Origin of the sequence: Vibrio sp. V43_P6S15P86, from assembly GCF_009904725.1 — a bacterium.
Taxonomy (GTDB): Bacteria; Pseudomonadota; Gammaproteobacteria; order Enterobacterales; family Vibrionaceae; genus Vibrio; species Vibrio diabolicus.
Window position 1 is genome coordinate 1 of the sequence record NZ_WXWT01000113.1, and the last position, 11,542, is coordinate 11,542.

Consider the following 11,542-nt stretch of genomic DNA (forward strand, 5'->3'; position numbering starts at 1 on the left):
CTCATAATGCCTTCAGTCTCTGCCAGTTTGAACTAAGAATACTGAGATAAATCATTTATCAAAGATATTGAGTTCAAACATCCATATTTCAAGGCTAAGTTTCGAAACAATGTGGCTTAGTGTAAGGATTTTTCATCGATACAACCATAAATAGACGTATTTGTTTGAAGCACTCTGAAGTTTTTACTTAAAGTGGTGACTGGTTAGACGATATTGCATACCACAATATGTGTAATTTATTCAGAGCAGACTTTGCTTTTTACCTTGCTACATTGTAAAACTGAAGCGAAAGACGTTAATGTAAACTATACCTTGATAGAAAGCTGCTCTAGAATAGCTGATATCTCAACAAAATTAGATTTTACCTATGCGTGATCACCGTCCAACCTCGACTGAAGATGTTATTGCTGAATCACAGTTCAAGCAGATTCAAGAACATGCTGGAGAAATCTTACAGCTTAACCAAGCTTTGCAAGAGATCTTACCCAAAGGGACGGCCGATCATTGCCGGGTGGCGAATGTTCGTAACGGCCACCTATTGATCGATGTTTCTAGTGCCGCGATCAAAATGAAGATCGATTACGATCGCCTCATGATCCTAAATAAACTTCGTACTCAAGGCTTTGCCAAACTGATGAGCGTTGAAGTGAGGATCAATCCATCATTATACCGAAATCGTTTCGAACAAGACGACAGACCTAAACGTCCACCATTAACAGAATCTGCAGCAAAGTCATTGATGACGATTGCCGATATGGCACCGCCTAAAATTCAAGAGCGTTTAAAGCGATTGGCCGATATGGCAGAAAAGAAAGACCGTAAGTGATCGTTATTTCAATATGCTGAAAAGCTCGAGTGCTATTAATAAGCCCAAGATTAAAGCCAAATAGCAAAAAACCAGGCATAAGCCTGGTTTTTATTAATTTTAATGCCGAGTATTTACGCAAGCACCATATTTGGTTCAGCGAATGCTACTGGTGAGCCGACTTCTTCTTCGAATGTAGTCCACTCCCACGCTTCCTGATCAGCAAGAACAGCTCGCAGAAGTTGGTTGTTCAAACCGTGACCCGATTTAAAGGCGCGAAATTCACCGATGATTGGGTGACCACACATGTAAAGATCACCAATCGCATCCAACACTTTGTGAGTCACAAACTCATTTTCAAAGCGTAGACCTTCTTCGTTAAGAATACGGTAATCATCCAATACGATAGCATTGTCGAAACTACCACCCAAAACTAGGTTTTGAGACTGTAGATATTCGATATCACGCATAAAGCCAAACGTACGTGCACGAGAAATTTCACGAACGAAGCCTTTTGAGGAGAAATCAAACAGCAAGCGCTGCTCGTCTGACTCAATAGCAGGGTGATTAAATTCAATTTCGAAGTCCATGCGGAAGCCGTTAAATGGTACAAACTCTGCCCATTTATCGCCATCTTCAAAACGAACTGGCTTTTTAATACGGATGAAACGTTTTGGCGCATTTTGCGTTTCGATACCTGCTTGTTGTAGCAAGTATACAAATGGGCTAGCACTACCATCCATAATTGGAATTTCAGGTGCGTCTACTTCGACAACAATGTTGTCGATGCCCATACCAGCAAGTGCCGCATTCAAGTGCTCTACAGTTGAAATACGCACACCTTCGTCGTTTACCAAAGCAGTACATAGCATGGTGTCACGAACAGAAGCTGGATCAGCTGGAAAATCTACAGGTGGGTTTACATCAGTACGACGGTAAATGATACCTGTATTTGCAGCAGCCGGGCGCAGAGTAAGCGTGACTTTACGACCAGAGTGGAGGCCCACACCAGTTGTTTTCACTATTTCTTTCAGAGTACGTTGTCTGATCATCTGCTTGCCTCTCAAAAATTTGCTACAAAACACGGCCGTCTGTAACGTCGACCGTGAATGCTACCATAATTTTGAGCCATGTCAAATTTATGGATTAAAGATTAATCAGCCTGACGACGCAAAAATGCCGGGATATCTAAATAACCACTTTCCTTCTCTTGCTTCGGAGCCGCAGAGCTTTGGCTCGACGATGCTGGAGAAGAAGAAACTGTATTTGTCGGCTGAGGAGTTACCTGTGGCTTCTCTTGCACTTGATTATTTTGCAAGGTTTGTGCCGGTTTCTCTTCAGCTTGCGTTGCCGCCGCTTGCTGTTGTGGTTGAGCCTGCGGCGTCGGAGCCACTTTCGCTTTTCCACCCGCAACTAGCGTGATATCTGGTTTTTTCTCATTGCCAATACCTGTCGCTACAACTGTTACGCGGATCTCGTCCGTCATATCTGGGTCTAGAGAAGTACCGATAACAACAGTTGCATTGTCAGAAGCAAATGCTTTCACTGTATTACCAACCGTCTCAAACTCGTCAAGACGCATATCCAGACCTGCAGTAATATTGACAAGAACACCACGAGCGCCCGCTAGATCGATGTCTTCCAGAAGTGGGCTAGAAATTGCCATTTCAGCCGCTTCTTCAGCACGATCTTCGCCTTTAGCAATACCGCTGCCCATCATCGCGTGACCCATTTCAGACATTACTGTTCTTACGTCTGCAAAGTCGACGTTGATCATGCCAGGGCGAGTAATTAGCTCTGCAATGCCTTGAACTGCGTTCTTAAGAACGTCGTTCGCACTTGCAAAAGCTTCTAGTAGCGTGACACCACGGCCAAGTACTTTAAGCAGCTTTTCGTTTGGAATCGTAATCAAAGAGTCAACGTGCTTAGACAGCTCATCGATACCTTGCTCAGCGAACGCCAAACGCTTTTTGCCTTCAAAGCTGAACGGTTTTGTCACTACCGCGACAGTTAGAATGCCAAGCTCTTTAGCTACTTCAGCAATAACAGGTGCTGCACCAGTACCTGTACCGCCACCCATACCAGCTGCGATAAACACCATATCGGCGCCAGTTAGGGAATCTTTAATTCTATCTCTGTCTTCGAGAGCTGCGTCACGGCCAACCTGTGGATTAGCACCTGCACCCAGACCTTTGGTGATATCACCACCGATCTGAATAACATTGCCAACGCTTGTCTTACGAAGTGCTTGCGCATCAGTGTTGACGCTGATGAATTCCACACCTTCGATGGATTCACGCACCATGTGTTCAACGGCGTTACCACCGCCGCCACCAACCCCAACGACCTTGATTACTGCATCGTCAGACATTTCCATCATCGGTTCAAACATGTGTTGTCTCCGTTTATCCTGCAACTCAGGTTAAAACTCTTTTTGTATCCAGTTACGCAATTTATCGAAAAAGCCAGTAACAGATGAGCGTTTAGGTTCATTATAATCGCTATCGTCGCTAGACTGCATGTCTCTTGCGTAATGAAGTAATCCAACTGCCGTAGAATGGTACGGCTCTTTTACATAGTCAGTTAATCCGCTGACTTCGAGCGGTTTGCCGACCCTTACTTGATTGCGGAATACGCGTTCCGCACATTCTATCACTCCGTCCATTTGCGCAGCACCGCCGGTGAGTACAACTCCCGCAGCTAGATGGTGCTTTATACCCTCTTCGCGCAATTTCGCTTGTACAGAGTCAATAGTTTGGTTAACCAGTCCCATAAGCTCAGAGTAGCGTGGCTCAATCACTTCTGACAACGTTTGACGTTGCAGACTACGTGATGGTCGCCCACCTACGCTTGGTACATTAACCGTGTCATCCTTACTGACCAGTTCACTCAAAGCACAGCCATATTTGACTTTTATTTCTTCAGCATCGCTCACTGGCGTACCAAAAGCAAAAGCAATATCGCTGGTTACAGCATTTCCTGCGTACGAAAATACTTCTGTGTGACGTAACGCACCGCCAGTCCAGATGGCCACATCCATCGTGCCGGCGCCAATATCCACCACACAAACTCCAAGCTCTCTTTCATCCTCGGTGATTACTGCATTACTTGCAGCAAGCCCAGAAAATACGAGTTGCTCTACTTTAAGGCCGCATCGTTCTACCGCCTTAATAATATTGCGTGCCATGTCATTATGGCATGAGATAAGGTGGACACTTACTTCCATTCTTACCCCAGATAAACCAAGCGGATTTTTGATTCCCTCTTGGTAATCAATGGTGAACTCTTGCGGAATCACATGAAGGATTCGCTGTTCATCACCGATTTTAATCGATTTTGCGGTATGGATAGCGCGATCCATGTCTTCTTGAGACACTTCTTCATCTGAAATCGTGCCCATACCTTTTTCAATTCGGCTTGCGATATGCTTACCAGACAACGAAATGAAGACTCGGCTGATCTGGCACTCGGCCATCAATTCAGCTTGATCAATTGCACGTTGTACTGATTTTACAACCGACTCCAAGTCATTCACGCCACCTTTATCCATGCCACGTGAAGGGCTACTACCTGCGCCAATAATATTAATTTGACCGTCTGGTAGAACCTCACCCACTAGAGCCGATACGGTTGCAGTGCCTATATCAAGACCAACAATAATGTTGTCATCAGCGGCCTTAGTCATCTGTACTCTCTTCTAACTCTTGTTCAGGAAACCAACCAACTGCGGCTCCTGTATCGTACCTAAGATCGATATAACTGATTCTTTGCGTGTCACTGCCAAGCTTGTTATAGAGCTTAAAAAATCGCTCTATACGCTCAAGAAGAGACTCTTTACCGAGCTCTAATCGAATACCGTTATCAAGGATGATTTGCCAAGCTCGTCGCTCGTTTAATACCAGAGACGATATCGCTAAACCCAATTGCTGAAACTTAGGACTCAAATCACGGTAAGTCTGTAAGACTTCTGGTCCGCTGTCTTTGGGTCCGTACAGTTTCACTTTTTCTTCTTGTAACAGAGCCACATCGCCATCAAAAACAAACCCGTTTTTATCTAACAGTTCGTTGCCATTCCAAATGGCTTCAGGTTGATGCTCTGTCAAAAAAACTTTTACTGTATCCGGCCACTGCTTTCGGATTGCGGCATGCGCCACCCACGGCAGAGCTTCGACACTTTGCTGTAATACATCAATATCCTGAGACATAAATGTACCGATGTGATCTATTCGACTAAATGCAGCCTGCACATCGTCAGCTTGGACATACTCCAGTTTTCCCTGAAGTACTATTTTGGAGAGAGGTAACCTTTGGTCATCCCACATCCAACTGATCGCCGAGTACAAAACAGAACTAATTAAGGTCACAACCACAACGAAAAATAACGCACCCAAGATTTTCTCTTGGCGACCACGGTTATTATCCGTGTTTGGTCGCTCGTCATTCAGTGCAATATTCAACAACGTCTTCGTTTCCTGACTTTTGTCGTGTACTTTTTACCCACATAATTACGCAGAGGTAAAAGTCTTGACTTTAACCTTGGGATTATACTGAGCTCTTGTAAACTATCAAACACTGATAGCAATAAATCACAATGATATTGACGCAAAATCGAGATCTGAGTCTTTATCTGTCCTTCGCGCCAACAATCTATGTTAACCAAGCATCTTGTTTATATTTAATTCAAGACCTGCCAGTTGTTTCGCCACTTTACCAACATCACCCGCACCTTGCGTTAAGATTAGGTCGCCGTCTTGTATAACGTTAGCTAAAACTGAAGGTAATTGCTCGATTTCTGGAACAAAAATCGGATCTACCTTACCTCGGCTGCGAATTGTGCGACACAATGAACGTCCATCAGCTCCTGCAATTGGCTTTTCACCTGCGGCATAAACATCCAACATGATTAATACATCAACTTGCTCTAGAACATTCGCAAAGTCATCGTATAGATCACGAGTACGGCTATAACGGTGTGGTTGGAAAATCATAACGAGACGTTTATCTTGCCAACCGCTTCGCGCAGCATTAATGGTCACATCAACTTCTGTTGGGTGGTGTCCGTAATCATCCACTAACATGGCATGACCATTACCGGTATCAAACTCGCCAAGGTGATCAAAACGTCGTCCCGTGCCTTGCGTTCCGGCCATTGCTTTTAGAATTGCATCGTCTTCAATGTCATCTTCGGTAGCCACTGCAATCGCAGCCGACGCATTAAGTGCATTGTGACGACCTGGAATGTTCAGAGTGATATCTAGGTTGGCACGCCCTTTACGTACTACCGTAAATTTGCCTTGCTGACCTTCTTGACGATAGTTTTCAATGCGTACGTCAGCATCTGCGGAGAAACCGTAAGTAATCACTTGACGACTAATACGTGGGATTAACTCTCGAACCACAGGATCATCAATACAAACAATAGCTTGGCCGTAGAACGGTAGATTGTGTAGAAAATCAATGAAGGTTTGCTTTAACGTTTCAAAGTCACCCCCATAAGTATCCATATGATCGGCTTCGATATTAGTGACGATACTTACCATTGGTTGCAGGTGCAGGAATGACGCGTCGCTCTCATCCGCCTCAGCAATTAGAATACGACTCGAGCCTAAACGAGCATTTGTACCTGCGCTTTTCACCAAGCCGCCGTTTACAAACGTTGGATCAAGGCCTGCTTCAGAATAGATTTGTGTCACGAGTGCCGTCGTCGTCGTTTTACCGTGCGTGCCCGCAACGGCAATACCATGACGGAAGCGCATCAACTCAGCGAGCATCTCAGCACGACGTACAATAGGGATACGTAACTCCCGCGCAGCCATCACTTCTGGGTTTTCTTCGTTGATCGCCGTTGACACAACAACCACACTGGCTTTTTCTACATTACTGGCTTGATGACCAATAAATACCGTCGCACCTTTTGATACCAAACGCTCTGTCACAGCGTTCTCTGATAGATCAGAACCTGTGATTTGGTAGCCTTCGTTCAACAGCACTTCTGCAATGCCGCTCATGCCCGCACCACCAATACCGATGAAGTGGATGGATTTCACGCGGCGCATCTCTGGCACCATTGCGCGAATCTGAGCTAAGTCTTGTGTATGTTGGATTGTCATCAATTCTATTCTCAATAATTCGGTTAACGCTTTTCGGTCAAAGCGACAATGGCTTGTGCGACAACTCTGTCCGCATTTAATTTTGCAGCGCCACGCGCTTGCTCAGCCATTGTAAGTAAAGCTTGGCGATCCAATTTTTGGATCTGCTGAGTCAGAGACTCAACGGTTAAATCTGGTTGTTCAATCATTTTCGCCGCGCCGCAATCCACCAAGTGGTCTGCATTAAGTGCTTGCTGGCGGTCTTTGTGCATGAATGGAACAAAAATAGCGCCTACACCTGCCGCCGAGACTTCAGAAACGGTTAACGCTCCAGAGCGACAAACTAAAAGGTCAGCCCATGCGTAAGCTTCTGCAACGTCATCAATGAATTCCATTACTTCTGCATTTACCACACCATTAGCTTGGTATGCTGCATTCACTTCTTCGGCGGCACCTTTGCCCGCTTGGTGACGAACATAGTAATCTTCGCCCAATTTCGACATCACTTCTGGCAGAATTTGGTTAAGAATACGTGCGCCTTGGCTGCCACCCATCACCAAAATGCGAATTGGACCTTGGCGCTCTTGCATGCGCTCAGTTGGCGCTGCTAATTGAGTCACGTCTTCACGAACTGGGTTCCCAACCACTTCGGCATTTGGAAAAGCGCCTGGGAAAGCCTGAAAAACCTTCTTAGCGATTTTCGATAACCATTGGTTCGTTAAACCTGCTACTGCATTTTGTTCATGCAGAACAACAGGAATGCCACTCATCCAAGCGGCAATACCGCCCGGGCCGCTAACATAACCGCCCATACCAAGTACTGCGTCTGGCTGCCAGCGTTTCATGTGAGCACGAGCCTGCATAATGGCATTGATAATTTGAAATGGTGCTGCAAGAAGACGTTTAACGCCTTGACCTCGTAACCCTTTCACTTTGATAAAGTCGATTTCAATGCCATGTTTTGGCACCAAATCCGCTTCCATTCGATCCGCCGTACCTAACCAACGGATCTCCCAACCTTGCTCTTGCAGCTGTTTTGCTACAGCTAACCCTGGGAATACGTGACCGCCAGTACCACCAGCCATCACCATCAAACGTTTATTTTGTTTCATTAGTTTGTTGTTCTGATTGTTGTTGCTCGCGTTTCAAGCGGCATTCGTAATCGATACGCAGCAATATGGACACTGCGACGGACATAATAATCAGACTGGAACCACCATAACTGATTAGCGGAAGTGTTAAACCTTTGGTTGGTACGATACCAGCTGCAGCACCAACGTTCACCAAGGTCTGGAACGCAAACCAAATACCGATACCGAAAGCCAGATAACCGCCGAACATTTCGCCTTCTTCAAACGCACGCTTGCCTATGTAAACCGCTTTTAGCACTAAGCTAAAAATCAACATTAAGACCAACACAACGCCAACAAAACCGAGCTCTTCAGCAAGTACGGCAAACACAAAGTCGGTATGCGCTTCCGGTAGATATTCCAGTTTTTGAATTGAATTACCGAGACCTTGACCGAACCATTCACCACGACCAAACGCCATCAAAGACTGAGTCAACTGATAGCCACTGCCAAATGGATCTTCCCACGGGTCAAGGAATGAAGTAACTCGTCGCATACGGTATGGTTCGACTAAAATCAAACCTACCACAGCGCCGATACCTGCCACCATCAACGCGAGAAACTGAGTCAGTTTTGCGCCTGCGATAAACAGCATGCCAAACAATGTTACTAGCATCACGACGACCGTACCCAAGTCTGGCTGACCAAGCAGTAATACTGCGAAGAAAGCAAACACCATGATTGGCTTCATAAAGCCACCAAAGAAGGTTTGTCGTACTTCGTCTTGCTTTCGAACTAAGTAACCAGACATGAAGATAAACAGCGATAGCTTCGCGACTTCCGCTGGCTGAAGGTTAAACAGCCCAAGGGGAATCCAACGAGACGCACCATTAACCGACTTGCCCGCCAAGAGCACGATGATTAACAGTGCGAAAGAAGCCCAAAGTAAGTAATGGCTCTTCTTAAACCACTCTTGCAAAGGCACTTGCAAAATAACAGCGGAGGTCCCTAACGCCAGCACGAGAAACGTCGCATGACGAAACATAAAGTGGAACGGCTGTTCGGTTAATCGAGAGCTGATTGGAAATGATGCAGAGGTTACCATCACCAACCCCGTCAACATCAAACCCAGTGCAATCCACACTAACTGACGATCAAACATCGCCTCTGGGGCTGGATGCTTGAGCCAATTGCCAATACTGCGTTTAACGTTACCTAAACCCACGAAGTGTGTAACCTTTAATTATGCATATTTCTGAGCAAGAGCAGCGAAAGCATCACCTCTTGCCATAAAGTTGTCGAATTGATCAAAGCTAGCACATGCAGGAGACAGCATCACCATATCACCTGGTTTTAACTGCGAAGATACTTGTTGAATCACATCTTCCATGGTGTCGAAACGTATTGCAGATTCATGTAGTGGCATAAATTCATCGCCATCAACGCCAAAGCAACACAGCTGCAAGTTAAGCGTTGCGAAGATCGGTTTTAATGGCGAGAAGTCAGCACCTTTGCCAACACCACCAACGAGCAAGTAGAGCTTACCTGTCGACTCCAAACCAGATAGCGCAGCCATAGTGCTCGCAATATTAGTTGCTTTAGAGTCATTCACCCATTTTACGCCTTGATTATCCGCAACCACCTGGCATCGGTGTGTCAGTCCCGTGTAATTTTTAAGTGCATTCAATGCGTTGTGATAATCAACGCCCGCAGCCTTTAAGAGCGCTAAAACGACCAATGCATTGGATAAGTTGTGTTTACCAACCAACTTAAGCTCATCACTTGCGACGACTCGTTGACCGTGATCGAGCAGCCAAGTGCGATTGCCATCCACCTCGAGACCAAAGTCCTGATTGTCGCTGCCAAATGTCACCAATGGCATCTCTGCATCAGGGAAGGTTTCTTGCTCATCACGGTTCACTACCGCGAGATCAGCATGATCAAAAATACGCAACTTGGCTTGTCGATAGTCAGACATGCCTTGATAACGGTCCATATGATCTTCAGAAAGATTCAGAAACGCAGCGGCTTTGAGCTTTAAGCTTGACGTTGTTTCCAACTGGAAGCTTGAGAGTTCAAGCACATATAGGTCTGCGTCATGTTCTAGTAAATCCAAGGCAGGAACGCCGATATTGCCGCCAACGCCAACATCCAAACCCGCGGCCTTGGCCATCACGCCTGTGAGATCGGTGACAGTGCTCTTACCGTTTGAGCCCGTAATCGCAATCACAGGCTTCTGCACCGCCCAGGCGAATAACTCAATATCACCAACTACTGTCGTGCCTTTTTCCAATACGGCTTGGATCTCTGGTGTCGCTAGCGCAATACCAGGGTTGGTCACGATAAGATCAGCGTGAGAAAGCCAGTCTGTATTCCAACCACCACTATGCAGTTGAACATCTTCCGGCAAGCGCTCTGCCCCCGGAGGGTTTACGCGAGTATCAATGACTTTGACCACAAGCTGTGGCTGATTTTTTCTTAGGTGTTTAACGACAGAGAGCCCGGTAATACCGAGCCCTACGACGACAACACTATGTATGTTTTGCCAACGTTCCATATTTGATCACACTGTAAATCTTGTTCTTGGAAAGTGCGATTAACGCACTTTCAATGTCGCAAGACCAATCAGAACAAGAACCATAGAAATAATCCAGAAGCGCACGATTACGCGCGGTTCTGGCCAACCTTTCAATTCGTAGTGGTGGTGAATCGGTGCCATACGGAAGATCCGCTGACCACGCAGTTTGTATGAACCCACCTGTAGAATTACCGACAGCGTTTCCATCACAAATACACCGCCCATGATCACCAACACCAACTCTTGGCGAACGAGAACAGCAATGGTGCCTAATGCACCGCCAAGCGCTAGTGAGCCCACATCACCCATGAACACTTGTGCTGGATACGTGTTAAACCACAAGAAACCAAGGCCTGCACCGACGATTGCTGTACATACGACAACCAACTCAGAAGCATGTGGTAGGTATGGAATATGAAGGTATTCAGAGAAGTTAACGTTACCCGTCGCCCATGCAATAACCGCGAAGCCTGCAGCAACAAGAACCGTTGGCATGATTGCCAAACCGTCTAGACCATCGGTCAGGTTAACCGCGTTACTCGTACCGACAATCACAAAGTAAGTCAGGATAATGTACATCAAACCAAGTTGCGGCATGATGTCTTTAAAGAATGGCACCACGAGCTGAGTGGCTGCAGTGTCTTTACCGTAAGCGTACAATGCAAAAGCCACGACAAACGCGATCAACGACTGCCAGAAGTACTTCCAACGCGCGATCAAACCATCGGTATTTTTGCGCACCACTTTACGATAATCATCAACAAATCCGACTGCACCGTAGCCAAGCAAGACCGTCAATACCGCCCATACATATGGGTTGGATAAGTCAGTCCAAAGCAAGATTGTGATTGAGATGGCCGCTAAGATCATGATACCGCCCATCGTTGGAGTACCACGCTTACTAAAGTGAGATTCAGGACCTTCGTTACGTACTACCTGACCAATTTGCAGCATTTGCAAACGCTTGATCATGATTGGTCCCATCCATAATGACAGACCC

General features: G+C 46.0%; 10 protein-coding genes. 1 reads left to right on the forward strand and 9 read right to left on the reverse strand.

What is annotated here, in order from left to right:
- Window positions 1-367 precede the first annotated feature (367 nt).
- Window positions 368-826: a DUF721 domain-containing protein gene (locus tag CAG69_RS04780; RefSeq protein ID WP_005396436.1), complete on the forward strand. Its 459-nt coding sequence runs from the start codon at window positions 368-370 to the stop codon at window positions 824-826.
- A 113-nt stretch (window positions 827-939) separates the two neighbouring features.
- Here CAG69_RS04780 and lpxC read toward each other — a convergent pair whose 3' ends face one another.
- The 9 genes from lpxC to mraY all read right to left on the reverse strand — a co-directional run.
- Window positions 940-1,857: a UDP-3-O-acyl-N-acetylglucosamine deacetylase gene (gene lpxC / locus CAG69_RS04785; RefSeq protein WP_005381871.1), complete on the reverse strand. Its 918-nt coding sequence runs from the start codon at window positions 1,855-1,857 to the stop codon at window positions 940-942.
- Between the two features lie 101 nt (window positions 1,858-1,958).
- Window positions 1,959-3,197: a cell division protein FtsZ gene (ftsZ, locus tag CAG69_RS04790; protein ID WP_012842149.1), complete on the reverse strand. Its 1,239-nt coding sequence runs from the start codon at window positions 3,195-3,197 to the stop codon at window positions 1,959-1,961.
- A gap of 30 nt (window positions 3,198-3,227) precedes the next feature.
- Window positions 3,228-4,490 carry a cell division protein FtsA gene (gene ftsA, locus CAG69_RS04795; protein WP_012842150.1) on the reverse strand — a complete coding sequence of 421 codons (1,263 nt, stop codon included), beginning with the start codon at window positions 4,488-4,490 and terminating at the stop codon, window positions 3,228-3,230.
- The gene (locus CAG69_RS04800; protein WP_012842151.1) at window positions 4,483-5,265 is read right to left on the reverse strand and encodes a cell division protein FtsQ/DivIB; all 783 of its coding nucleotides are present in this window, start codon (window positions 5,263-5,265) and stop codon (window positions 4,483-4,485) included. Before CAG69_RS04800 ends, ftsA begins: the two co-directional genes overlap by 8 nt.
- A gap of 192 nt (window positions 5,266-5,457) precedes the next feature.
- Window positions 5,458-6,915, reverse strand: a complete 1,458-nt coding sequence (gene murC, locus CAG69_RS04805) for a UDP-N-acetylmuramate--L-alanine ligase (RefSeq protein WP_161442984.1) — start codon at window positions 6,913-6,915, stop codon at window positions 5,458-5,460.
- A gap of 23 nt (window positions 6,916-6,938) precedes the next feature.
- Window positions 6,939-8,006: an undecaprenyldiphospho-muramoylpentapeptide beta-N-acetylglucosaminyltransferase gene (murG, locus tag CAG69_RS04810; RefSeq protein ID WP_161442986.1), complete on the reverse strand. Its 1,068-nt coding sequence runs from the start codon at window positions 8,004-8,006 to the stop codon at window positions 6,939-6,941.
- A complete protein-coding gene (ftsW, locus tag CAG69_RS04815) occupies window positions 7,993-9,189 on the reverse strand; it encodes a cell division protein FtsW (protein WP_005396444.1) in 1,197 nt (398 codons plus the stop codon). The genes murG and ftsW overlap by 14 nt, the downstream gene beginning before the upstream one ends.
- Before the next feature lie 18 nt (window positions 9,190-9,207).
- Window positions 9,208-10,521 (reverse strand): UDP-N-acetylmuramoyl-L-alanine--D-glutamate ligase, encoded by a 1,314-nt coding sequence (gene murD / locus CAG69_RS04820; RefSeq protein ID WP_161442989.1) that lies wholly within the window; start codon window positions 10,519-10,521, stop codon window positions 9,208-9,210.
- Window positions 10,522-10,560: 39 nt separating this feature from the next.
- Window positions 10,561-11,542: phospho-N-acetylmuramoyl-pentapeptide-transferase (gene mraY / locus CAG69_RS04825; protein ID WP_161442991.1), on the reverse strand; the 982-nt coding region annotated here is incomplete at its 5' end.

Coding starts and splice junctions, on each gene's coding strand:
- CAG69_RS04780 (WP_005396436.1), top strand. CDS start 368: ATGCGTGATCACCGTCCAACCTCGACTGAAGATGTTATTGCTGAATCA.
- lpxC (WP_005381871.1), bottom strand. CDS start 1,857: ATGATCAGACAACGTACTCTGAAAGAAATAGTGAAAACAACTGGTGTG.
- ftsZ (WP_012842149.1), bottom strand. CDS start 3,197: ATGTTTGAACCGATGATGGAAATGTCTGACGATGCAGTAATCAAGGTC.
- ftsA (WP_012842150.1), bottom strand. CDS start 4,490: ATGACTAAGGCCGCTGATGACAACATTATTGTTGGTCTTGATATAGGC.
- murC (WP_161442984.1), bottom strand. CDS start 6,915: ATGACAATCCAACATACACAAGACTTAGCTCAGATTCGCGCAATGGTG.
- murG (WP_161442986.1), bottom strand. CDS start 8,006: ATGAAACAAAATAAACGTTTGATGGTGATGGCTGGTGGTACTGGCGGT.
- murD (WP_161442989.1), bottom strand. CDS start 10,521: ATGGAACGTTGGCAAAACATACATAGTGTTGTCGTCGTAGGGCTCGGT.